The 24,473-nt window shown below is 42.3% G+C and carries 25 protein-coding genes, 1 pseudogene and 2 other annotated features; of the genes and pseudogenes, 2 read left to right on the plus strand and 24 right to left on the minus strand.

Features of this window, described 5'->3' with window-relative positions; all coding sequences use genetic code 11:
- Nucleotides 1-5: 5 nt before the first annotated feature.
- From pheS to msrA, 3 genes are all read right to left on the minus strand, one after another.
- Nucleotides 6-1,040: a phenylalanine--tRNA ligase subunit alpha gene (gene pheS, locus B9L23_RS15895; protein ID WP_089098004.1), complete on the minus strand. Its 1,035-nt coding sequence runs from the start codon at nt 1,038-1,040 to the stop codon at nt 6-8.
- 142 nt (nt 1,041-1,182) lie between these two features.
- Nucleotides 1,183-1,419, minus strand: a binding site (T-box leader).
- A 119-nt stretch (nt 1,420-1,538) separates the two neighbouring features.
- Entirely contained in the window at nt 1,539-2,303 is a 765-nt protein-coding gene (locus B9L23_RS15905; RefSeq protein ID WP_089098005.1) for a TrmH family RNA methyltransferase, read from the minus strand.
- Nucleotides 2,304-2,306: 3 nt separating this feature from the next.
- On the minus strand, nt 2,307-2,834 hold the full coding sequence (gene msrA, locus B9L23_RS15910; protein WP_015864756.1) for a peptide-methionine (S)-S-oxide reductase MsrA: 528 nt from the start codon (nt 2,832-2,834) through the stop codon (nt 2,307-2,309).
- Nucleotides 2,835-3,014: 180 nt separating this feature from the next.
- On the opposite strand from msrA, the gene sspI reads away from it, so the two are divergent.
- Both sspI and B9L23_RS20165 read left to right on the plus strand, forming a co-directional pair.
- Entirely contained in the window at nt 3,015-3,230 is a 216-nt protein-coding gene (gene sspI / locus B9L23_RS15915; RefSeq protein WP_015864757.1) for a small acid-soluble spore protein SspI, read from the plus strand.
- Nucleotides 3,231-3,570: 340 nt separating this feature from the next.
- Nucleotides 3,571-3,723: pseudogene (locus tag B9L23_RS20165) on the plus strand (RNA-guided endonuclease TnpB family protein); the annotation flags it as partial.
- A gap of 226 nt (nt 3,724-3,949) precedes the next feature.
- On the opposite strand, the gene B9L23_RS15920 reads toward B9L23_RS20165, so the two are convergent.
- The 21 genes from B9L23_RS15920 to mdh all read right to left on the minus strand — a co-directional run bounded on the left by B9L23_RS15920 (nt 3,950) and on the right by mdh (nt 24,470).
- Nucleotides 3,950-5,035, minus strand: coding sequence for a M42 family metallopeptidase (locus B9L23_RS15920; RefSeq protein ID WP_089098006.1), 1,086 nt, complete (start codon nt 5,033-5,035; stop codon nt 3,950-3,952).
- 66 nt (nt 5,036-5,101) lie between these two features.
- Nucleotides 5,102-5,587, minus strand: coding sequence for a dUTP diphosphatase (locus B9L23_RS15925; RefSeq protein WP_089098007.1), 486 nt, complete (start codon nt 5,585-5,587; stop codon nt 5,102-5,104).
- 12 nt (nt 5,588-5,599) lie between these two features.
- Nucleotides 5,600-5,851 carry a DUF1294 domain-containing protein gene (locus B9L23_RS15930; protein ID WP_062753164.1) on the minus strand — a complete coding sequence of 84 codons (252 nt, stop codon included), beginning with the start codon at nt 5,849-5,851 and terminating at the stop codon, nt 5,600-5,602.
- Nucleotides 5,852-5,916: 65 nt separating this feature from the next.
- Nucleotides 5,917-6,273: a 50S ribosomal protein L20 gene (rplT, locus tag B9L23_RS15935; RefSeq protein ID WP_062679218.1), complete on the minus strand. Its 357-nt coding sequence runs from the start codon at nt 6,271-6,273 to the stop codon at nt 5,917-5,919.
- Nucleotides 6,274-6,298: 25 nt separating this feature from the next.
- Nucleotides 6,299-6,499, minus strand: a complete 201-nt coding sequence (gene rpmI, locus B9L23_RS15940; protein WP_003248690.1) for a 50S ribosomal protein L35 — start codon at nt 6,497-6,499, stop codon at nt 6,299-6,301.
- Nucleotides 6,500-6,520: 21 nt separating this feature from the next.
- The gene (infC, locus tag B9L23_RS15945) at nt 6,521-7,093 is read right to left on the minus strand and encodes a translation initiation factor IF-3 (protein ID WP_073967889.1); all 573 of its coding nucleotides are present in this window, start codon (nt 7,091-7,093) and stop codon (nt 6,521-6,523) included.
- Nucleotides 7,094-7,136: 43 nt separating this feature from the next.
- Nucleotides 7,137-7,270 (minus strand) — a sequence feature (ribosomal protein L20 leader region).
- Between the two features lie 167 nt (nt 7,271-7,437).
- The gene (gene thrS, locus B9L23_RS15950) at nt 7,438-9,372 is read right to left on the minus strand and encodes a threonine--tRNA ligase (protein WP_062679219.1); all 1,935 of its coding nucleotides are present in this window, start codon (nt 9,370-9,372) and stop codon (nt 7,438-7,440) included.
- Nucleotides 9,373-9,721: 349 nt separating this feature from the next.
- On the minus strand, nt 9,722-10,594 hold the full coding sequence (gene ytxC, locus B9L23_RS15955) for a putative sporulation protein YtxC (protein WP_081188835.1): 873 nt from the start codon (nt 10,592-10,594) through the stop codon (nt 9,722-9,724).
- Nucleotides 10,595-10,692: 98 nt separating this feature from the next.
- Nucleotides 10,693-11,628, minus strand: coding sequence for a primosomal protein DnaI (gene dnaI / locus B9L23_RS15960; protein ID WP_169712579.1), 936 nt, complete (start codon nt 11,626-11,628; stop codon nt 10,693-10,695).
- Nucleotides 11,629-11,643: 15 nt separating this feature from the next.
- A complete protein-coding gene (locus B9L23_RS15965; RefSeq protein ID WP_062679220.1) occupies nt 11,644-13,029 on the minus strand; it encodes a replication initiation and membrane attachment family protein in 1,386 nt (461 codons plus the stop codon).
- Between the two features lie 73 nt (nt 13,030-13,102).
- On the minus strand, nt 13,103-13,564 hold the full coding sequence (gene nrdR, locus B9L23_RS15970; RefSeq protein ID WP_015864769.1) for a transcriptional regulator NrdR: 462 nt from the start codon (nt 13,562-13,564) through the stop codon (nt 13,103-13,105).
- A gap of 68 nt (nt 13,565-13,632) precedes the next feature.
- A complete protein-coding gene (locus B9L23_RS15975) occupies nt 13,633-14,031 on the minus strand; it encodes a hypothetical protein (RefSeq protein ID WP_062679221.1) in 399 nt (132 codons plus the stop codon).
- A gap of 136 nt (nt 14,032-14,167) precedes the next feature.
- The gene (gene speD, locus B9L23_RS15980) at nt 14,168-14,542 is read right to left on the minus strand and encodes an adenosylmethionine decarboxylase (protein WP_003248680.1); all 375 of its coding nucleotides are present in this window, start codon (nt 14,540-14,542) and stop codon (nt 14,168-14,170) included.
- A 465-nt stretch (nt 14,543-15,007) separates the two neighbouring features.
- Nucleotides 15,008-16,036 carry a glyceraldehyde-3-phosphate dehydrogenase gene (locus B9L23_RS15985; protein WP_015864771.1) on the minus strand — a complete coding sequence of 343 codons (1,029 nt, stop codon included), beginning with the start codon at nt 16,034-16,036 and terminating at the stop codon, nt 15,008-15,010.
- Between the two features lie 122 nt (nt 16,037-16,158).
- On the minus strand, nt 16,159-16,758 hold the full coding sequence (coaE, locus tag B9L23_RS15990; RefSeq protein WP_062753170.1) for a dephospho-CoA kinase: 600 nt from the start codon (nt 16,756-16,758) through the stop codon (nt 16,159-16,161).
- A gap of 105 nt (nt 16,759-16,863) precedes the next feature.
- Entirely contained in the window at nt 16,864-17,688 is an 825-nt protein-coding gene (gene mutM / locus B9L23_RS15995; protein ID WP_089098009.1) for a DNA-formamidopyrimidine glycosylase, read from the minus strand.
- Nucleotides 17,689-17,703: 15 nt separating this feature from the next.
- The gene (gene polA, locus B9L23_RS16000; RefSeq protein ID WP_081188837.1) at nt 17,704-20,340 is read right to left on the minus strand and encodes a DNA polymerase I; all 2,637 of its coding nucleotides are present in this window, start codon (nt 20,338-20,340) and stop codon (nt 17,704-17,706) included.
- Between the two features lie 94 nt (nt 20,341-20,434).
- Entirely contained in the window at nt 20,435-22,192 is a 1,758-nt protein-coding gene (gene pnpS / locus B9L23_RS16005; RefSeq protein ID WP_089098010.1) for a two-component system histidine kinase PnpS, read from the minus strand.
- Nucleotides 22,185-22,889, minus strand: a complete 705-nt coding sequence (locus B9L23_RS16010; protein WP_062753178.1) for a response regulator transcription factor — start codon at nt 22,887-22,889, stop codon at nt 22,185-22,187. The genes pnpS and B9L23_RS16010 overlap by 8 nt, the downstream gene beginning before the upstream one ends.
- Before the next feature lie 88 nt (nt 22,890-22,977).
- Nucleotides 22,978-23,448: a MaoC/PaaZ C-terminal domain-containing protein gene (locus B9L23_RS16015; protein ID WP_089098011.1), complete on the minus strand. Its 471-nt coding sequence runs from the start codon at nt 23,446-23,448 to the stop codon at nt 22,978-22,980.
- An 83-nt stretch (nt 23,449-23,531) separates the two neighbouring features.
- The gene (mdh, locus tag B9L23_RS16020; protein ID WP_015864778.1) at nt 23,532-24,470 is read right to left on the minus strand and encodes a malate dehydrogenase; all 939 of its coding nucleotides are present in this window, start codon (nt 24,468-24,470) and stop codon (nt 23,532-23,534) included.
- Between the last annotated feature and the right edge of the window lie 3 nt (nt 24,471-24,473).

Consider the following 24,473-nt stretch of genomic DNA (forward strand, 5'->3'; position numbering starts at 1 on the left):
CCCTTTTACACACGATGGAATTGTTGTAAGAAACGAATGTCATTTTGATAGAAATGGCGGATGTCATCAATGCCGTATTTGAGCATCGCGATGCGCTCTGGTCCCATGCCGAACGCGAAACCAGTATATTTTTTCGAATCAAATCCGGCCATTTCTAATACGTTTGGATGGACCATGCCGGCGCCTAAAATTTCAATCCATCCTGTCCCTTTACATACGCTGCAGCCATGTCCGCCGCAATGGAAACAAGATACATCGACTTCGACTGACGGCTCGGTGAATGGGAAAAAGCTTGGACGGAAGCGGATTTCGCGGTCTTTGCCAAACATTTTGCGGGCAAACTCGCGCAGCGTTCCTTTCAGGTCGCTCATGCGAATGTTTTCATCGACAACAAGCCCTTCGATTTGCGTAAATTGATGCGAGTGAGTCGCATCATCGTTGTCGCGGCGGTACACTTTTCCCGGGCAAATGATTTTCACCGGACCGCGCCCTTGATGTTTTTCCATCGTGCGCGCCTGCACCGGTGACGTATGGGTACGAAGCAAAATTTCTTCCGTGATGTAAAATGAATCTTGCATATCGCGCGCCGGGTGGCCTTTTGGCAAGTTCAACGCTTCAAAATTGTAGTAGTCTTTCTCGACTTCTGGTCCTTCGGCAATCGTATAGCCCATGCCGATGAATAAGTCTTCGATTTCTTCAATGACGCGCGTGAGCGGATGATGATTTCCTCTTCTGACCGGACGGCCTGGAAGCGTGACATCAATCGCTTCCGCTGCTAATTTTTTCTCGACTTCCTCTTGTTCGAGCTTTGCTTGCTTTGCTTCTAACGCGCTTTGAATCGCCTGGCGCACTTCGTTGGCAAGCGCGCCTATTACCGGACGCTCTTCTGGCGATAATGCCCCCATGCCGCGGAGCACTTCGGTAATCGGGCCTTTCTTGCCAAGATAAGCGACACGCACCTCATTGAGTGCTTTCAAGTCACTGGCTTGTTCAATTTTTTCAAGCGCTTCCTGTTGAAGCTGCTGCAACCGTTCTTTCATGGAAAATTCCTCCTTTTCTTCAATCAAATAAACGAAATGCTTCTTCTACTGCCCATGCTTGATGCTCATGAAGCAACACTTTTCGAATATCTTTACGTGAAATCCACACTAGTATGTTCTATAAAAAAACTCGCCCCTTGCCATAAGGGACGAGTGCACTCGCGGTACCACCCTTGTTAACAGCGCAAAAAGGCGCTGTTCGCTTCATTGTGATAACGGCATAGGCCGGAACACCTTTACATTCCGCAAGCGCGGAATGGTCCCGGTGTCAACTCCAGAGGTGAATTCACTTGCTTCTACCATAAAAACGCTCCCAGTCTACGGCGTTTTCTCCCTGGATGGCGAGTGGCAAGCTACTCTTCTCTTTCATCGTTGTTTTCTATATTTCCCTATTTTTATATTATCTTTATATCCCGTATGTTCCGATAAATAATGCTGTATTATATTATAAGCAAACAGCGAACATCGCGCAACACACACAATCTATATGAAAACAGCCTATGCTTTTGCGTCTTGTAAATGATAAAGCAAAATCCCGGCAGCGACGGCAACATTTAACGACTCGGCCTGTCCATAAATCGGAATGTATAAATTTTTCGTCGTCATTTGCAGCAATTTCTTATGAACCCCGCTTCCTTCATTGCCGACAAGCAAGGCAAACGGACGCGCCGGTTTGATATGACGATAATCTTCCCCATTTTCCAGCGCTGTTCCGTAAATCGCGACATTTTTTTCGCACAGACGCTCGATCCATTCACGGAGATTTCCGCGAATAATCGGCAGATGAAAAAGCGAACCTTGGGTAGCGCGGATGACTTTCGGATTATACAAGTCAGCGCATCCTTCGCCAAGAATAACGGCATCGATTCCAGCCGCATCGGCGGTGCGGATCATTGTGCCGATGTTGCCCGGGTCTTGTACGGCGTCAATCAGAAGCACATTCGCCTGCGTCCAGTCTATATCGCCATAGGAAAACTGTTCGCATACGGCCGCGATTCCTTGCGGCGTTTCCGTATCACTGATCGCTTTCATCACTTCTTCCGTCACGATCGTTACAGGAAGGTGGCCCGCATTCCAGCTTGGCGGAATCTCCTTTTTTTCGTCAACAATCAGTTCAACAAGAGGCGCATGGCTCTTTAGCGCTTCTTCGACTAAATGAAAACCTTCAATTAGAAATAACCCCATTTTTTCCCGGCCTTTTTTCGTGAGCAGTTTTTTCCATTCTTTCACTTGCGGATTTTTGGTGGACTGGATTCGTTTCAACGTTCACTTCCCCTTTACGCCCCAATGCTTGGCAATAAACTCATCGCGTCCTGATGCGGCGCGGTCTTCTTTATAATGCTTTGGGTTTTTCTTATGGTAGTTTTGGTGATATTCCTCGGCCGGATAAAACTTTGTTGCCGGCAAAATCTTCGTGACGATCGGCTTGGAAAACTTCCCGCTTTCCTCAAGCGCCCGTTTTGATGCTTCCGCTTTTTGCCGCTGCTCTTCATTATGGTAAAAGATCGCTGTCCGATATTGCGGGCCGCGGTCATGAAACTGTCCGCCGTCATCGGTCGGATCAATTTGGCACCAATACAGTTCAAGCAATCGTTCGTATGGAAAAACGTTTGGATCAAATGTAATCTGCACCGCTTCGTAATGCCCTGTCGTTCCCGTTTTCACTTGTTCATATGTCGGGTTTTCGACATGTCCGCCCGTATAGCCGGAAACAATGCCGTATATTCCATCGAGTTCTTCAAATGGAGTGACCATGCACCAAAAACAGCCTCCGGCAAATGTTGCTTTTTCCATGTTTCTCTCTCCTCCATGTAAAATCGTATTTTTCATTATAGCAAAAATTACAGCGATCAAACACCAAACAAAACAAATCAAATCAACAAACAATTTGTTTTCATTTTTGCATTTCTCATACATATTCAGAAAAATTCCCGTTAAAAATAAGCTTGTACTATATATAGAGGGGTGAATGGAATGGATTTAAACTTGCGCCATGCAGTTATACAAAATATCGCCAATAACACGAAGGAGCAATTGGAAGATACGATTGTTGATGCGATTCAGCGTGGAGAGGAAAAATATTTGCCGGGGCTCGGCGTCCTCTTTGAAGAGATTTGGAAACATTCGAGCGAGCAACAAAAAGAGGAAATGCTTACAACACTGGAACAAGCAGTCAAACAACATGCATAAAAGGGAAGTTTTTTCGCTTCCCTTTCCTCCTTCACCGCTATCATTCGAATCCGTTTATAATCCGCAATCCATACGCCATCCCTAACTCAGACACAAACGATAACTTTTCATCATATGTATCCGCATTCCATACATTCACAGAAACCAATTTCTCTTCCCCCCTAAGTTTGTTATGCTAATATATGTTTTTTCATTCCCGCATCTCTATCTTTCACGAGAACATCTGCCGGAAGCCCACTGCTTTAGCTGTGGGAGGAAGGCGGGGTTTATATTTTCAGTATATATTGAATTTTTCGTTCAATATAAGTACACTGGATTTAGAAAGGTAGGTGAATCAAGAATGCTCTGCACTCTCAAGATTAAATTAATGCCAACTCTTGAACAGTTTCATGCGCTGCTGGAAACAATGAAACGGTTTAACCAAGCATGCAACTATATTAGCGAGATTGCTTTTCGCTCCAGAACCTTTTCCAAAACGAAAATCCAGCGGCTTTGACAGACCGTCAAGGGATCAGTTTTGTTGTCGAGCTTGTGGGTACGCTGCCCCTGCCGACAACGTGGCTGCGGAAAACATCCGCAGGGCTGCTGTCAACCAGCCGAACGCGGCAGCCAATTAGGCTAGTTGCAAGCCCACGGCTTTAGCCGTTGGGTAGTTGACTTCTGTAATCCCTTCGCTAAAAAGAAAAGCCGACATTGATTTGCCGGCTTCTCTTCGCTGATCATTCGAATGTAATTTGTTTAACTTTTTCCGCGTCTAAACGCTTGATGACTTCGACAAGCAGCTTCACGGTATTTTCATAGTCATCGCGGTGCAAAATCGCAGCATGAGAATGGATGTAGCGCGTTGGAATCGTAATCGTCAGCGATGGAACTCCGCTTGCCGTCAAATGGATTGCGCCGGCGTCGGTGCCGCCTCCTGGCATTGCATCAAAATGATACGGAATGTCGAGTTCTTCGGCAACATCGATGACAAATTCGCGCAAACCGCGATGCGATACCATTGTTGCATCGTATAAGACGATGTGCGGTCCTGCACCAAGCTTGCCCATCGCTTCTTTTTCTGAAACCCCTGGCGTATCGCCGGCAATGCCGACGTCCACAGCAAAAGCGATATCCGGCTGAATGGAATGCGCCGCTGTTCTCGCTCCGCGCAAACCGACTTCTTCTTGCACCGTTCCAACACCGTACACGATGTTTGGATGACCCGTATCTTTCAGTTGTTTTAACACGTCGATCGCAACCGCACAGCCGATGCGGTTGTCCCATGCTTTCGCAAGCAGCATTTTTTCATTATTCAACACGGTAAATTCAAAATACGGAACGATCGAATCACCCGGGCGAACGCCCCATTCCATTGCTTCTTCACGGCTTGTCGCTCCGATGTCGATGAACATATCTTTGATTTCAACCGGTTTTTTTCGCGCTTCCGGAGGCAAAATATGCGGCGGCTTCGAGCCAATCACACCTGTAATTTCGCCTTTTTTCGTTAAAATCGTCACGCGTTGAGCCAGCATCACTTGTCCCCACCAGCCGCCCAACGTTTGAAAGCGGATAAATCCTTTCTCATCGATTTGCGTCACCATGAAACCAACTTCGTCTAAATGCCCAGCGACCATAATTTTCGGGCTGTCGCTATCGCCTTTCTTTTTCGCAATCAAGCTGCCAAGACCGTCTGTCGTTACTTCATCGGCATAAGGAGCTATGTACTTTTTCATCACTTCGCGCGCTTCCCGTTCGTTTCCTGGAACGGCTTTCGCGTCCGTCAATTCTTTGAGCATCGTTAATGTTTCATCTAGCTTTGCCATTATGAAACCCCTTTCTTTTTTCATCCTCATTATTATACACGAAACAACAGGAATGTACAAAATTGGTTAATAATTCTGATTTTGCCGCTCATGATTAACTTGATTTTTTTGTTTATAGGCTTGTTCGATTTCTTCCATAGAAAAGCCTAGCTGGCCGCCAAGCAGCAAATACTCGGTAAACAGTCGGTTATAGCTTTGCCGTGATTTCGTTTTTCTAAACTCATCCGCCGCTCGAAAAACAACGAGAAATTGCTCGACAAGTGGCAAAGTAGCCAATTGCGGCGGAATCTCGGAATATAGAAAATCACACTCCAAGCCGAGCGATAAAATAAAATGAAGGCCATCGACGTATTCTTCGAGCACCTTTTCTCGCGGAGACGGCGGCTTCACACTCCAAAATTTGAAACAGCGTGTTTCATTCGCAAGTTCGCCAATTTCGACAAGTAAAGCAAGTATTTTTTTATCAAACAAATCTTCCTCCTGTAATCCGTGTTGCGCTTCAATGCGCTCATCCAACTGCCGCTGCAGCGAGTAAAGTGACGATAAATCCATATTTTTCTCCTCCTATAAGTAAAAAATAATACATGTCATTGCTTCGATGGCAGCAATAAGCGGCAATCCGTAACGAAAGGAACGATGTTTCGTTTTGTGGCGGAACAAATGCATGCCAACGGTTGTGCCGATCGCGCCGCCAATGATAGAAATGAACCAGATCGTACTTTCGGCAATGCGCCATTTTCGATGCTTCGCTTTATATTTGTCAGCTGCCATCGTGAAAAAACCGATGAGATTGATGAACACAATATATTGTACCATGTTGATTTTTCCTTTCTATAAAAAATGGCCATCCCCATAAGCGAGAATGGCCATTGCTTCATTCATTATTGAAGTTTGCTTTTTGCAAGTTCTGCAAGTTGTGCAAACGCAGCTTGGTCGTTTACCGCCAAGTCTGCTAACATTTTGCGGTTTACTTCTACACCCGCTAATTTCAAACCGTGCATAAAACGGCTGTACGAAAGACCGTGCATGCGTGCTGCTGCGTTGATGCGCGTAATCCAAAGTTTGCGGAAATCGCGTTTCCGTTGACGACGGTCGCGATACGCGTACATTAACGATTTCATTACTTGTTGGTTTGCGACTCTATATAAAGCATGTTTCGCTCCGAAATAACCTTTTGCTAATTTCAGCACTTTTTTGCGACGTCTGCGCGTTACCGTTCCACCTTTAACACGTGGCATATATATTCCCTCCTATATGTCTCCATTATTTCAAGTTGTCAAGCAATTGACGAATGCGTTTAAAGTCGCCAGGAGATACAAGCGTTGCTTTGCGAAGTTTACGTTTTTGTTTTTGCGTTTTGCTTGCAAATAAGTGGCTTGTATAAGCATGACCGCGTTTTAATTTACCAGTACCAGTCTTTTTAAAACGCTTTGCAGCGCCACGATGAGTTTTCATTTTTGGCATAGGGTGTTCCTCCTCACTCGATTATTTGTCATTTTTCGGTGCCAGTACTAAAAACATGCTGCGTCCGTCCATTTTTGGCGCAGTTTCGACAACGCCGATATCCGAACATGCTTCGGAGAATCGCTCTAATACGCGTTGACCGATTTCTTTATGCGTAATCGCCCGTCCTTTAAAGCGAATCGTCGCTTTTACTTTGTCGCCTTTTTCAAGGAACTTGCGCGCGTTGCGGAGCTTTGTATTGAAGTCGTGCTCCTCAATCGTTGGACTTAAGCGAATCTCTTTGACGTTGATGACTTTTTGTTTTTTACGCGCTTCTTTTTCTTTCTTTTGCTGTTCAAAGCGGAATTTGCCGTAATCCATGATGCGGCATACCGGCGGTTTCGCATTTGGTGCTACAAGAACTAAATCAAGATTTAATCTTGCAGCAATTTCAAGCGCCTCTTGTCGAGATTTAATTCCTAATTGTTCACCTTTTGGGTCAATTAAACGGACTTCGCGTGCACGAATATTTTCGTTAATAATAAAATCTTTGCTAATAACCAGCCACCTCCAAGGTTTTTTCCGAATTACTTGTTTGTCGCATCGCACACCCAACTTGAGCGGTTCCGGAAAAACAGCCGATCATCAGCCTTTTCCTGCTAACAAAAAAGTGTGGATGCATACGACACCCACACTACTTACGTTCGAAAACAATATCGCGAACCGTAACGACCTGTCAACAGCCATGCCGGCGTCAACCAGGTGAGAAGCGGGGTGCTTCTGCTTTTGTCACAAACAAGTATTCTATTCACTCTATACAATATATCACCTTGGAAGTGGCATGTCAAGGCGCTTTTCTTGATTGACAAACAACGTCTTTCATTATAGCGAATCATTGGCAGTTTGGCAAGTGAAAATGCGAAAACCGTGAAGAAAGAACTTCACGGTTTTCGTATTGCCTAGTTTCGACGCACTTCCGCTTTCAGAGCGGCAATAAAATCGTCGAGAGACATCGTTTCGCTTTTTTGTTCGCCGTATTTACGGACGTTGACGGCGTTTTCTGCCATTTCTTTGTCACCGACGACAAGCATGTAAGGGATTTTTTGAATTTGCGCTTCACGAATTTTGTAGCCAATTTTTTCATCGCGTTCGTCGACTTCGACGCGGAATCCTTGCGATTGCAACGCTTCTTTCACTTTATACGCGTAGTCGAGATGCGCTGCTGGCGACACAGGGATCACTTCGACTTGCACTGGGGCAAGCCAAGTTGGGAACGCGCCTTTATATTCTTCAATCAGAAACGCAACGAAACGTTCCATCGTGGAAACAACCCCGCGATGGATGACAACCGGGCGATGCGGTTTGCCGTCTTCGCCGATGTATGTTAAATCAAAGCGTTCCGGCAATAAGAAATCAAGCTGCACCGTTGACAATGTTTCGTCTTTTCCAAGCGCTGTGCGCACTTGCACGTCCAATTTCGGACCATAAAACGCCGCTTCCCCTTCGGCTTCATAATACTCTAATCCCAATTCATCCATTGCTTCACGCAGCATGTTTTGCGCTTTTTCCCACATTTCATCATCATCGTAATATTTTTCTTTATCATGTGGATCGCGGTAAGAAAGCCGGAACGAATATTCATCCAAGCCAAAGTCTTTGTATACTTCTAAAATTAAGTTAACGACGCGTTTGAACTCATCTTTAATTTGGTCTGGACGCACAAAAATGTGAGCATCGTTTAATGTCATGCCCCGGACGCGCTGCAAGCCGGAAAGCGCTCCAGACATTTCATAGCGATGCATCGTTCCAAGTTCGGCGATGCGAATTGGAAGCTCCCGATAGCTATGAATCTTGTTTTTATAAATCATCATATGATGCGGACAGTTCATTGGGCGCAGCACAAGCTGTTCGTTGTCCATTTCCATCGGCGGGAACATGTTGTCTTTGTAATGATCCCAGTGGCCGGAAGTTTTATATAATTCGACACTGCCAAGCACTGGTGTATAAACATGTTGATAACCTAATTCAATTTCTTTGTCCACAATATACCGCTCGATAATGCGGCGAATCGTTGCCCCTTTTGGCAGCCAAAGCGGCAGCCCTTGTCCGACTTTTTGCGAAGTCATAAACAATTCAAGCTCTTTTCCTAATTTGCGATGATCGCGTTCTTTTGCTTCTTGCAACTGGCGAAGATATTCATCTAAATCTTCTTTTTTGAAGAACGCCGTTCCGTAAATGCGCTGCAGCATTTTATTATTGCTGTCTCCGCGCCAGTACGCTCCTGAGATGTTCAACAACTTAAACTCTTTAATTTTTCCTGTCGATGGAACGTGGACACCGCGGCAAAGGTCAAAAAATTCGCCTTGTTCGTAAATGGAGATCGTTTCTCCTTCTGGAATATCGTTAATTAATTCCAGTTTTAAATCATCGCCAATTTCTTCGTAAAGGCGAATCGCTTCTTCGCGGCTCACTTCTTTCCGGACAATTTCCAAGTTTTCTTTCACAATTTTCCGCATTTCTTGTTCAATTTTCGGCAAGTCTTCCGGCGTTAACGATTCTTCCATATCGATATCGTAATAGAAACCATTTTCAATGACCGGACCGACGCCAAGTTTTACATTTTTATACAGACGCTTAATCGCTTGGGCCATTAAATGGGCAGTACTATGGCGCAAAATGTCCAGCGCTTCTGGCATATCTTGCGTAATGATCGAAATCGATCCATCTTCCTGAATCGGTGTGCGCAAATCAATAAAACGATCGTTTAGTTTGCCGGCAATCGCTTTTTTCTTTAATCCCGGGCTAATCGATGCAGCGATTTGTTCTGTCGTTGTTCCTTTTGGAAACTCCTTTACCGCTCCATCAGGGAATGTAATGCGAATCATTTCCGACATACACTTTTCCTCCTCCTTCTTTCGTGTTGAAAATAAAAAAACTCCTCCCTCAACAAAGGGACGAGTTTGTTTCGTGGTTCCACCCTTCTTCCCACCGCCGGCAAAAAAGACATACTTCGCCTATGGCGATGGCTCGAATAGAATAACGGTCGTACCGTCGACAATTACTAGACTTACGTCGTTCACTGCCGCAGCTCCGAGGTGGTAAGTGTATTTTTCGTGTTAGGAAGGTTGCAGCCGATGCCTTCCCTCTCTGGGAACCGTAAAAATACACCCGTGTCCTCATCATCACTTTTCCGGATTTCTTTTATGTACGTTATTATAGAATGAGTATAGGAAAAAATCAAGTTCATCTATCTTGTTTTGCGCCGATGGCTCGATATTTTGCAAAATCGCTTTGGCTGCAGAGGAAGATCCGCTCTTGAAATACATTTTGAATCGTTTGAATCATCCCATCATCGATATCGTCTGTATACAAATAAATGATGTTCGGTGCAATGGACACAAGCGGTGCTAATATGGAAGAATCAATGTACATCGGCTGGCTGATGATCAAATTACGGTCGATCATTTGTTTTAATTCACTCGCTGTTATTTCGCATAACTTTTCATCAAAAAAAAGAAAAGATGGCGGCTTGTGGACTAAATGAATGACGGATAATTTCGGCTTTTTGGATGACACACAGTCACGCAACATTTGCACAAAATTTTGATATTCCTGCTCTAGTTTATATTCATCAATAGCAAGTTCGACGTAGTGTTGGAGCCGTTCCATATATGGCTTCAGGCGAAACGTAATAAAGGATGAAAAGGAAAAGGAAAGACCATCTTTTAAAAAGTGCTGTAGCGCGTTCGCAATCAATGTTTCCCGTGAAATGGAAGATTGCTTTCCCTTTCGATAATCATATCGCTCCCCATCGAGAAAGGAATGGGCAAGCTGTAAAATTTGATGTTGTTCTTCTTTATCTTGAAAATAAAACGTGCCAGAAATAATCGATAATAATAGCCGATCTTCGATAAAACGAAGAATAAATTTTGTCATTGCTGGTATTAAATCTGATAAAATAACCTGATCGGTGTTGTCATATATGTAAATCGTGACGAGGGAATCTCCATTGTATGTTGCTTGAAAGAGCAGATTCATTGTTTTTTTCTGCCTTTCTTTCAGCAAACAAAACAACTTTTCAGCATCATTGGCTTGTTCAAAATAAATTTCAATCAAACGTTGTCCCCCCTTTTACGAGTTAAATGCTTGTTCTATATATATGGGGACAAACGGTCGTTTAGAATAAAAAAGGATATTTCCACTAAGGAAATATCCTATTCAAGCCGGCGATTTCTTCCTTTTATTTCTACTGGATGTGCCAAATAACGGATCCGCTCCATAATGCGCGCAGCTTTCATCTGCTCTTCTTCCCCGCGCTGCGAATAGGTCAAATGATGCGCTAATTGCTGTAAATCAAAGTTCGACGTAAAAAATGTCGGCAAGTTTTCAAACATCCGATATTGCAAAATAGGACCTAATAAGTCATCGCGCACCCAGCTTGACATTGATTCCGCGCCGATATCATCAAGCATTAAAATCGGCACCTTTTTGACATAATCGAGTTTTTCATTAATCGTTTGGTCTTGCAGCGAGCTTTTTAACTCACGGAAAAATTCCGGCACATACACGATAAGGGACGAAACGTTTTTTTGCGCAAGCGCGTTGGCGATCGCGCCAAGAATATACGTTTTTCCGACGCCGAATGATCCATATAAATAAAGTCCTTTCATCTTTTTTCCCGGCTCATACTCCGAAACAAAACGATCGGCAAGTTCAATCGCCTTCATTCGTCCCTCATCGGTAAGATCAATGTCAGACAGCGAAGCTTGCAAAATTTCACGCGGAACAAACAAACTTTGAATCAGTGATTCCTGCCGTTTTCGTTCATCATATTTTATTTTTGCCGGACAGCGGTCATACTCGACATCAATGACAGTTCCTTTTATAACAAGATGAGGATGATATCCTTTTAAAAAGTTTTTGCATTGATCTAAACTAGGGCATTGTGCGCAGTTTTTGCTTTGCTCCATAAACTCATACAGCTTCATTAAACTGCGGTCTATCATCTCTTTTGTAATTTCCCACTCGTGTTCACGTAAAAATGCTTGTACTTCTGGGTGTGACAAAATTTGTCGTTTCATTTGTTCATAGCGCTGTTGAAAATCTTTTTTATGAAGCAGTCGATTTAACAGTTGATCCATTCGTTCCATCATTTCCACATCCTATTATTCATTGCGGTATTTTTTTAATCGTTCCTCTAATTCCCGGCGCTTTTCTTCGATATTGATATTTTCCTCTTTGTCTTGATCATCGTTTTGACTATAATCCATATTAAGCCATTCTGGCAACAATTCTTTTCGCACTGCTTTTCTGTTTGTTCTTTTGCTTTTTTCATTTGCCCAGCTTTGATATGTTTTTGCTTCTTGCTTTGCCAGCTCCATTGCCTCTTTGACGGTGCGTACTTTTTTCCGCGCCCAATGACTGGCAATTTTTTCAACATATGCTTTGGATAGTTTCATATTTGTACGCAACATCACATAATAAATTAATACGTTCACAACACCCGGAAGCAATTTCTGTTGAAACATAATGTCCTCAATCAGCTGCAAATCGCTCATCGATGGTTCGGCTCCGCCAGATATTTCTATTAACAATTGGCGGGGGGAAATGGTTTCAAGCTGCTTTATCAACAGTTCCTCTTTCGTTTTTGGTTCGACATTCGTCATCGTACGATACGGAAGCGGCTGCACCCGCGAACTTAAGTTAGGAGGAGAATCTCCGCGTTCAAATTCATACCACTCATGAACGGCTTTCCGCAATGCATCGATATCAATATGGTTAGACGGATCAATCACACTCATGACAATTTTTTGCATGTCAAGCGGTCCAACACCGTATAAAAAGGCTAATTTTTTTATCGCTTCTTTTACCTTTGCCGTAATCGCCCGCTTTGGCACCATATGTTTAGATAAACCGGCAAAAAATAGTTCGAAATCAAATACATCATCGCTAAGTTCGTACGTATTCTCTTTTCTGCTGATATACTCATACCCATCAACAAGCCGCAAATCTTCTTGCGTTTCTTCATTCATATTAGCAACCATTTGTTCCACATGCACAGACGCAAATACATCATGAAACGCGCGAGTAATAGGAGAAAATTTCGTTTGGTCAATGGATGGGGTGGAAAAGAACTGTTTCAGCTCTTGAAACTTATGTTTGCCGATACGGTTATAGAGGAAAACGTTAAGCATTCCATCCATGAAAAATTGCTCTGGTGTAAGCGGCGGCTGCAGCTCATAAATAAACAATTTCGGTTCTTCATTATTGACATACGTCTTTAATAGCCCAATTCCTTCTAATTTTAAACGTTCTTCATAGATTTCTCGCAAACTGCATTGCATAAGCACCATTAAACTATGATGGGTCGTTTCTTTTTCCGAAAGAAGCTCCTGCTCGCACCATAACGTCATATAAAGACTTAATGCCCGATGGCCTATTAGCGGTTGATAAAGGAGAGTGAGCACTTTTCGGTCAAAATCATGCAACACTCCATTGCTCCGTACCGTATAACGGTCAACAGGAATTAATTCTTTCCAATGATGTTCCATTATTCTCGACCTTCCGTATTAAGTTTTAACGATGAAAAAAAGGGCTTATTATCTATTGCGCAAAAAGCCCTTTTTAACGTTGTTCTTTTTTAATTAGCTCTTTTAGTTCTTCAATAAATACATTTAAATCTTTAAATTGGCGATACACGGAAGCAAAACGGACGTAAGCAACCTCGTCCACTTTCGATAAACGTTCCATCACCATTTCGCCGATCGTTTCGCTTTTCACTTCCGCTACTCCTTGATTGCGAAGCTCCCTTTCAATGTCCTGCGTAATTTTTTCGAGTTCTTCTAAAGCAACAGGACGCTTTTCACACGCTTTAATTAAACCGCGCAAAATTTTATCACGGCTAAATTCTTCGCGCATTCCTTGTTTTTTCACGACAATCAGCGGCATTTCTTCCACTTTTTCAAATGTTGTAAAGCGATAGTGGCATTGTTCGCATTCCCGTCTGCGCCGAATCGAACGTCCTTCATCCACCGGACGCGAATCAAGGACTCTTGTGCCGTGATGCTGGCATGATGGGCATCTCATATAACCAACTCCGTTTTTATTCTTATCTTTATGATAACGGAACAAATAACAGCGGGCAAGTTGTTTCGCTATGCGTTCATTCCCGATCCAATGTATGGAAGGCGTTGGTCCAATTTTCGATATAAATCAATGATGACCTGCCGACTCCGCCCAAAATCAAATGGCAAAAAGGTTGTTTCCGTTGTGACCGAAAAATCGACCGCTGTCTCTAGCGGGCGAACGGAAATGACAGTAACCACAATGAATACTTTTTTTCCACGGCGAGTTGTCGCGCTGAACTCTCCTCTTTCTTCAGAAACAGATAATAATTCATAATCAGGTGAAGAAGTGAACAATTCTTTTACCGTCTGGATTACAGTATTATTTGTCGCCTTATAGTAACGGCTCCGCAACTGTTCGTCCTCATGATTTTCTCTCGTTTCACAATGATTGGTTAACGCATATTTTAGCTTTTTCCAAACACTCATCATTACTTTCCCCTTATTTTTCTGTTTATAACGCTCCGTAATTACTATTATCATATCATCATTTTTGACTAAGATGTATATTAGACAAGTAAAAAAGAGGCGCGTCTTTCGCACCTCTTTTAATTTCGCTCGTTAATTATAATGCTTGTGCTTTTTTCACTTCAATTGGACGCATGCCACGCGGAAGTTCAATCGTTTCACGCGTTTGTGCTCCAAGTTTATCGGCGATATAATCCGCCGCAATTGTCGGATCTAAGTGTCCACATGTGTAAACATCGATACTTGCATATCCATGTTCTGGAAACGTATGAATAGTCAAGTGCGATTCAGAAATAATAACAACTCCACTAACACCTTGTGGCGCAAACTTGTGGAATGCGACTTCGCGAATTTCTGCTCCAGATTTCAACGCAGCATCAACAAACGTTTTCTCAATAAATTCGATGTCGTTCAGCTTATCAAAATCGCATCCCCATAATTCTGAGATAACGTGACGACCCATTGTGTCCATTCCATTAATCCCCCTTCAAACAAATTTTCTTAAAAAATAAAGCATGAAACTCTTTTGCAATATGGCATGTATAACTACCACGGGGGAAAGTTAGTCCTAAGAGGTCCTAACCCTTTAAGTAGTCACATTACCGTTGCCTTTAAGAAGTTCACGAGACATAGTATACTTTGTTTACATATTTTTTTCAATATCCTTTTTTGTATTTTTACGTTATTAAGAGAGTATTTTTTTGCCATCTACATGTTACTGTTTCCGAACGGAACGCATTTTATAATGATATCAAAGGGCATTATGATCACGCATGATTTTCCAGCAGGGAAATATGAATCGCCGTGTAAACCGGCATATGATTGACCGTGTTGAAAAAACAGCGGACACTGTTAAACGAATTCCGTGCTTTCCTTCCTGTAGACTGATTCGGGGCGCACCAAAGCTAAAAGCTGGCCGCAATGGCCAGCTTTTTTATTATACGTTTACGCTTAACTTTTCCTTCATTTTATTTGCTATCATATTCGCTAAATCGACGACGCGGCAAGAATAACCCCACTCATTATCGTACCAGGCTAACACCTTGATTTTGCGCCCTTCCATCACCATCGTGGACAATCCATCAATAATCGCTGAGTGTGGATTCGTGTTGAAGTCAATGGAAACAAGCGGTTCCATTGTAAAATCAAGAATTCCTTTTAGCGGACCGTTTGCTGCGCGAATAAACGTCTCGTTTACTTCTTCTACTGTTACCTCTTTTTTCACATCCACGACTAAATCGACTAACGATACGTTTGGCGTCGGAACGCGGAGCGCCATTCCGTGCAATTTTCCTTTTAAGTGAGGCAGTACTAATCCTAACGCTTTTGCCGCACCGGTCGTTGTTGGAATGATCGATTGCCCGCAAGAGCGCGCACGGCGCAAATCTTTATGCGGATTATCAATATTTTTTTGGTCGTTCGTATATGCATGAACGGTCGTCATTAAACCGTTTTCAATTCCAAACGCCTCATCAAGAACTTTCACAACAGGAGCAAGGCAGTTTGTTGTACAAGAGGCGTTGGAAATAATAAAGTGTTGGTCAATGTCAAGCACATGTTCGTTTACGCCAACGACAATCGTTACATCCTCATTTTTCCCAGGTGCTGTTAAAATCACTCGTTTGGCTCCTGCCTCTAGGTGAAGGCTTGCTTTTTCCCGGGAATTAAATTTTCCTGTTGCTTCGATCACAATGTCAATATCCAACTCTTTCCACGGCAACTCTTTCGGATCGCGCGAACTGAGCAGCTTAACTTTTTTACCGTTGACAAGAAGCCCATCTTCTAGTGGGACCACTTCACCATCAAATTTCCCATGATTCGAATCATATTTTATTAAATGCGCTAACGTTTCGGATGGGTAACTCGCATTAATCGCTACGATATCCAGATCCGGGGAATAAATCGCCTTGCGGAATACCATTCTCCCGATTCGTCCGAACCCATTAATCGCCACTTTCGCTTTCATTTATGTTCTCCTCTCATATATATGTTATACTAATTAACCGATTTGTACATAAAAAGTATATCATATTTTTATGATATGTGGAGAAAAAAATCATCAAAATAATAAAAAAAAACGCCCTTTTTTTATAGGGCGTTCCATTCTTTTAAAATTTGCAAAAGTTGTTGTTTGGTTTCTTCAATTGTTCCGTTATTGTTGATGACCGCATCCGCTTTTTTCACCTTTTCATGAAGCGGCATTTGCGATCGAATTCTCGCAAGCGCCTCCTCTTCGGAAAAACCGTTCCGCTTCATCAAGCGCTCAAGCTGGATATCATTATCAACATATACAACAATGATTTTATCAATCAAGTGAGTAAGTTCGCTTTCAAATAAAAGCGGAATATCTAAAACGATCGTTTTTGCCCCTTTTTGAACGTACGCTTCTTTTTCGGCAAGCATACGCCGGCGGACAGCCGGATGCACGATGGCGTTCAGCTTTTTTCGTTCCTGCTCATTATAAAAAACGATCGCTCCTAATTTCGCTCGGTCAATTTCCCCATTTTCCTGCAAAATGTCCTGTCCAAACGTCTTAATAATTTGTTCGTACGCTTCCTCTCCCACTTTGACGACATCGCGAGCAACTTGATCGGCATCAATAACGGGTATGCCAAGACCGCGAATCATCTCCGTTACTGTGCTTTTTCCGCTCGCGATGCCGCCTGTTAATCCGATCGTAAGTGTCATATTTTCCTCTCCCTAAAAGTGCAGAATAATAAATTTGTGTGCGCTTTGCGGGACGTAGGCAAGTCATTGACTTGCCTACGTCAGCCATATCAAGTCGCATTTATATTAATGCTGACAAAATGCACAATAATGAGTCCCCCGGCCGGCAACAACCGTTTTTTGAATCGGCTGCCCGCAGCGTTGGCACGGCTCTCCTTTTCGTCCGTACACAAATAACTGCAGTTGAAACGTTCCTGCTTCTCCATTTGTGTTAACGTATGACCTTACCGTGCTTCCTCCTTTTTCAATCGCTTCTTGTAATATTGTCACCATTTCGCGATGTAAGCGAGCAACTTCCTCGTCAGTTAATGACGATGAGATACGTTCAGGATGGATTCCAGCACGGAATAGTGACTCATCTACATAAATATTGCCGAGCCCAACGACAACCGTTTGGTCAAGAAGTGCCGTTTTGATCGTACGGTTCGTTTTTCGCAACCGCTGTGCAAGAAAATTGGCAGTAAATGTTTCCGAAAACGGTTCAGGACCTAACTGTGACAAAGGCAGCCGCGCATCTTCTTCTCCTTTTCGATAAAGATGCATCGTTCCAAATTTTCTTACGTCGCGATAGCGAAGTTCTGTGCCGTCTATAAATCGAAAAATAATATGCGTATGCGGTTCGATAGGATCTTCCTTTTTACAAACCGCATAACGTCCTTCCATACGCAAATGAGAAATAAGCACATGTTCATCAAGAATAAATTTTAAAAATTTCCCCCGTCTATGAATATCACGAATTGTTTGTCCTTTCATTGTTTCAATAAATTCGGTAACATCTGCCGGATACTTAATGATTTTTGGCCAAAATACTTGGATATCGGCAATGGTTTTACCGGCGGTTAATGGAATAAGAGTGCGACGAATGATTTCGACTTCCGGCAGTTCTGGCATACGTAATCCCTTCCTTTACTTTGCGTCATACCATGTTGGTCCAAAATGATAATCCACTTTAAGCGGTACCCGTAATTGCACCGCATTTTCCATTACTTCCGGAACAATTTGTTGCAATCGTTCTACTTCTTCTTTAGGCGCTTCCAAAATGAGTTCGTCATGCACCTGCAGCAACATTCGTGCTTTCATGTTTTCTTTTTTCAACCGATTCGATAAATCGATCATCGCTTTTTTAATAATATCGGCAGCGCTCCCTTGAATCGGTGTATTCATCGCTGTTCGTTCCGCAAAGCTGCGCAAGTTGAAGTTTCGGCTTGTAATGTCCGGCAAATAGCGGCGACGATGCAAAAGCGTAGTAACATAACCTTTTTGTTTTGCCTCTTGGACGATATCTTTCATATATTGCTTTACCCCTGGAAAAATCTCAAAATATCGTTTAATAAATTCACTTGCTTCCTTCCTAGTAATATTTAAGTTTTGCGACAGCCCATAGTCGCTGATGCCGTAAACAATGCCAAAGTTTACCGCTTTCGCTTGCCGGCGCATGTTTGGCGTCACTTCATCTGCGTTCACATGAAAAATATCCATTGCTGTTTTCGTATGAATATCTAAATCGTGACGAAACGCATCAATTAAATTTTCATCATTTGCAATATGGGCAAGCACACGCAATTCAATTTGCGAATAATCCGCGGAAAAAATCACCCAATCCGGTTCTGATGGAACGAACGCTTGTCGGATTTTTCGCCCTTCTTCTAAACGAATCGGGATGTTTTGCAAATTTGGTTCCGTAGAGCTCAACCGTCCTGTCTGGGTGAGCGCTTGGTTAAAAATCGTATGAACTTTGTTCGTGTCATGATGCACCACTTTTAATAACCCTTCGATATACGTTGATTGCAGTTTTCCTAATTGGCGGTAATGCAAAATTTTCTCGACAATTTCATGTTGTGGCGCAAGTTTTTCGAGCACTTCCGCCGATGTGGAATAGCCTGTTTTCGTTTTTTTCAATACAGGCAGTTGCAGCTTTTCAAACAAAATGACACCTAACTGTTTTGGTGAATTGATGTTGAACTCTTGACCAGCTAATTCGTAAATTTCTTGTTCTATTTCTTTTAGCTGTTCCGTCAATTCTTCGCCCATCTCTTTTAACCGCTTGACATCAATTTTCACACCGGTAAACTCCATCTCCGCAAGAATGGAAGATAGGGGCAATTCCAAATCAGTGAATAAAGAATATTGCTCATTTTCCTGTAAATCGCAAATAAAATCTTGCTCTAATGCGCGTATCGCCGCTGCTTTACGCACGAGATGTTCCGCTAAAACTGGCTCATCCGGAATTTTTTGTTTCGCGCCTTTTCCATATACTGCTTCATCGGACTGAACGTCCATATATTGCTTCGTTTTTGCAATAGAAGCGACATCTTCTGTAGATTGGGATGGATTTAACAAATACGAAGCGATTAATAAATCAAATTGAATACCGCGCAACTGTATTCCTTGCCATTTTAAAGAAACGATTGCCCGCTTGCCATCAAAAACGCTTTTTTTCTTTGATTCATCTTCCAGCCATGTTGTAAATAAAGAAGACGACAATGCGGTATCTGTACGAATAAAGAAGTTTCCATGCTCATTGGCGATCGCAAAGCCCAAAATCGGCGCCTTATGATAGTTTGATTCCAACACTTCGACAACGAGTGCCGCCTTATCGGACAAAATGGATTCCGTTACCTCATCGACGATCGTATAATCGATGTCCGATAGCGCAACCTCCGTCTCTTCTTCGCCTTGCGGAGCCGCCATTTTTTCAAGAAGCGAGTTAAAACCAAGTTCTTTAAATAGAGCAATCACTTTGTCAACATCATATCCGTTATATTCTATATCATCTAACGAAAGATCGACTGGAGCATCACGTAAAATGGTTGCCAGCTGTTTGCTCATAAGAGCAAGGTCACGGTATTTTGCCAAATTCTCTTTCAATTTATTTCCGCTTACTTGCTCGATGGAATCCAGCAGGTTTTCAATCGTGCCAAACTCTTTTAACAGCTTTAATGCCGTTTTTTCGCCGATTCCCGGCACCCCTGGAATATTGTCCGATTTATCTCCCATCAATCCTTTTAAATCAATAATTTGCTCCGGTGTTAATCCGTATTTCTCTTGCACTGTTTCTGGAGTATAGGATTCCACATCGGTGATACCTTTTTTTGTAATATCTACTGTTACATAATCAGTCGCAAGCTGTGTTAAATCGCGGTCTCCGGAAATAACTTTTACTTCAAATCCTTCCTTTTCCGCTTTTGTGCATAACGTACCAATAATATCGTCCGCTTCATAATTTTCCAACTCATAGAAACGAATTCGGTACGCATCAAGCAGCTCCCGTAATAGTGGAAACTGTTCGGATAATTCCGGAGGCGTTTGCTGCCGTCCTCCTTTATATTCTTCAAACGTCTTGTGGCGAAATGTCGTTTTTCCCGCATCAAAGGCAACGAGCATATGTGTCGGCTTTTCTTCTTCTAAGATTTTCATTAACATCATCGTAAATCCATACACCGCATTCGTATGAATCCCTTTATCGTTATGTAAAAGCGGCAGCGCAAAAAAAGCGCGGTACGCAATGCTATTTCCATCAATGAGTACGAGTTTCTTCTTCAAAACATTCCCTCCTCCAACACTCTTGTTCTTATTGTAACATGATTTGCTTTGTAAATAAAAAAGACGAGAACATTTTTTCGTCCTCATCTTTCCACTAATCGAACTGCATTTGTTTCGGAAAATGCACCGTAAATGTCGTTCCTTTTCCGACCGTGCTTTTTACCGTAATATGACCGTGATGTGCTTCCACTAAATGTTTTACAATGGCCAGCCCCAAACCAGTCCCGCCGGAGTTGCGGCCTCTTGCCTTATCCACACGGTAAAACCGCTCAAAAATGCGTGGGATCTCCTGTTCATCAATGCCGATCCCTGTATCTTTTACGTGAACAAGAATTTCTTTTTCTTTTTCCTCTATCATTAATTCCACTTTTCCGCCTTTCGGTGTATACGTTAAAGCATTTGTAATTAAATTAATAAATATTTGCTTAATGCGGTTCGCATCTCCTTCCATATATACCGATTTTGGCGCATGCAAATAAAAATCAATCCCTTTTTCTTCGGCCTTTTGTTGAAACATGACGGCAATTTCACGCAAAAGATCCGCAAGATCCACCGTTTCCAAATGAAGTCGAAATCCTTGCTGCTCTATTTTCGACAAATCGAGCAAATCTTGCACTAACGTTTGCAATCGTTCGCTTTCTTTCCAAATAATCGACAAAAAATACTCCAGCGTTTGTTCATCTTTCATCGCGCCATCAAGCAATGTCTCAGCAAACCCTTTAATCGACGTAATCGGTGTTTTTAATTCATGGGATACGTTCGCAACAAAATCTTTGCGCATTTGTTCTAGTTTTTTCAGTTCAGTAATATCATGGAAAACAAGAACAATCCCTTTCCATTCATCATTCGTTCCAATAATTGGGGCACCGTATACTTCAAAATGCTTTCGATCAATCCCGATCGTCAGCAACAGCTGTTTGCGAATTTTTGTTTCTTTCATAAAAATTTCATTTACAAGTTGAACAATTTCTTTATGGGCAAACGCTTCTGTATACGGCTGGTATAAATAATCAACCGGATGAATATGGAAACTCTCTTTAAAGGCGCGGTTAATTAAATTGATATATCCCCGGCTATCGATCAAAATGAGCCCAATTCCAACGTTTTCAATCAGTGTATGCAAACGGTCTGTTTCCATTTCCCGCGCCTTGCTTATCTCTTGCAAATTGCGGGCAAGCCGGTTAATAGAATGGACGAGCATTCCTGTTTCATTATTTTTTACATGCGGAACTCTCGCTTTATAATTCCCTTTTGCCAATTCAAATGCCACTTTTGTTGCTGCTTCGATCGGTTTCATATATTGATCAGCTATTTTTAGCCCTAACAAAATAATGACAATAAGTGCTGTACCTAAACTGCTAATTAATACCCCCCAAATTTGCTGAGTCACTTTTTTTAACGAATTGGTCGGGGAGCTTAAAATGACATATCCCGTGTTTTTCCCGTTTTTTGTAAAAGGAACGATATAGTAATAGACATCATCTGTTTTTTCAATAACGGAAAATTGATTTAATTGGTTTCTCCGCAAAATATTGCGAATGATCTGTTCATGGTCTTCATCGCTAATATGAGCAACATGTCCTGTATCAAACAACGTTTTTTCATGGTTATCTAATATGGTAATACGTGACGATAACGCTTCGCTCATCTCTTGTAAATCTTGGCGAATTCGATCAAGTGATTCATTTTTTAATAAAATGGCAATTGCTTTTGCTTCTTTTTCCATTCGTATATTCATGGTTTCCACATAAAAGTCTTTAAACAACTGCCCAAGCAATATACCGAGACAAATCAATACCGTGACAATTAATGTCACAAGCCCAAACAATAGACGCGATCGGAAGCTAGTCATTCCGTTTTGGCCCCTCTAGTTTATATCCAAGCCCTCTTATTGTTTTAATATATATAGGTTTTTTTGTATCTTGTTCAATTTTTTCACGCAAATGGCTGATGTGAACATCGACAATACGAGTATCCCCAGCAAAATCATAGTTCCATACCGAACTTAGCAGTTGATCCCTCGTTAATACTCGACCTTTATGTTTTGCTAAATAAACAAGCAGTTCAAATTCTTTTGGAGTCAGCTCAAGACGCTCCCCACGAAAATATGCCTCATAGCTGTCAGGAAGAATCTTTAAATCTCCGATGACTATTTCTTTTGTTTCCATTTCTCCATTAGAAAGCTGCGTGCGCCGCAAAATCGCTTTTACTCTCGCTACTACTTCACGCGGACTAAACGGCTTTGTCATATAATCATCAGCGCCGAGTTCAAGCCCAAGCACTTTATCAAATTCATCATCTTTCGCCGTTAACATTAAAATCGGTGTCATCACTTTTTGCTGGCGCAATTGTTTACATACTTCCACCCCATCGAGCTTTGGCAGCATCAAATCAAGAATAATAAATGCTGGCTGTTCGAAAGCTACCTTTTCTATTGCTTCCTCGCCGTCATTTGCGGTCACAACCGTAAAACCCGCTTGTTCCAAATTGTATGTTAAAAGTGTGACAATCGATTGCTCATCATCAACGACTAATACTTTTTTACACATATACGCCCCCACCACATCAATAATATTATTCGTTTTTATCATACCATAAACATGCAAAAAACCGCCTCAAATAAGGCGGTTTTTTCATTTAAAAATTTTCTAATGCCCAGCTATCCAATGTTGGCAGTGCATACGGCGGACAGACGGATAAAGTACCTTCTAACACTTTTTCTGATTCTTGACGTATCGCTTCGACAGCAATCGCAATATGATGGCATTCTTCATCTATTTCCGTCACTTCAAACAAAAATTGCAATTGTTCATAATGGTAAACCGGCTTCAGAAAATGAATTTCCTGCTTTGTAATATAGCTTCCCGGTCCCGGCAAATATTTCGAAATAGCCGATGTGATCATACCTGTCAGCATCACCGCTGGAACAATCGGCTTTTTAAACGGTGTCTGTGAAGCGTAATCGTGTTGAATGTATAACGGATTCGCATCATCTGTTAATCCAAGATAAAGCAATAAATCTTTATCTTCCATTTTGGCGTTAATTACTAATTTTTCCCCGACCGTGATTTCTGATATATTTCTCCCTAGTTTTCGTTTTCTCAGCACTTAAAACACCCCTTTGTTTAGAAAGCGCTTTCAATAAATATGTGGCAAAAATTCGGGGGATTCCCGAATTTTTGCCTTTGCCATTATTCTAATACTCTCATCACGTTTTTGACAGATTCGACGGATTTGGCAAGCGCCGCTTTTTCTTCTTCAGTAAGCTCTAGTTCGATGACTTTTTCAATGCCGTTTCCGCCTAAAATCGTCGGCACACCCAAGTAAATGCCTTCGTAACCGTATTCGCCTTCAAGATAAGCGATTGCTGGAAGAATGCGGCGTTGATCTTTAATAATCGCTTCCACCATTTCTGCAAGCGATGCAGCAGGAGCGTAATAAGCACTTCCATTGCCCAATAAGTTCACGATTTCACCGCCGCCTTTGCGAGTGCGTTCCACAATCGCGTCTAGGCGGTCTTTCGGAATTAATTTTTCGAGCGGAATGCCGCCAGCATAGGAGTAACGAACGAGCGGCACCATGTCATCACCATGTCCTCCTAATACAAAACCAGTAACGTCTTTCACAGAAATATTCAACTCTTGTGCAACAAACGTGCGAAAACGAGCTGTGTCTAATACGCCAGATTGACCGATTACCCGGTTTTTCGGAAATCCAGATTCTTTAAATACCGTATATGTCATCGCATCAACAGGGTTCGTCAATACGATAATATAGCAATTCGGCGAATATTTGACGACTTCTTTTGTTACTTGTTTCATAATTTTTTGGTTTGTTGTAACAAGATCGTCGCGGCTCATGCCTGGTTTGCGCGCGATCCCTGCTGTAATAACAACAATATCGGAATCGGCAGTATCCGCATAATCGGAAGTGCCGATAATATTTGCATCAAAACCTAGCACTGGACTTGATTCCAACATGTCCAACGCTTTTCCTTTTGTCGGATTTTCTAATTGTGGAATATCGACAAGAACGACGTCTCCTAGTTCTTTTTGCGCCAAAATAAATGCGGTGGTTGCTCCGGTAAATCCCGCACCGATCACTGAGATTTTTTTGCGTTTCATTGTCATTTT

The sequence above is a fragment of the Parageobacillus galactosidasius genome, from assembly GCF_002217735.1.
GTDB classification, from domain to species: Bacteria; Bacillota; Bacilli; order Bacillales; family Anoxybacillaceae; genus Parageobacillus_B; species Parageobacillus_B toebii.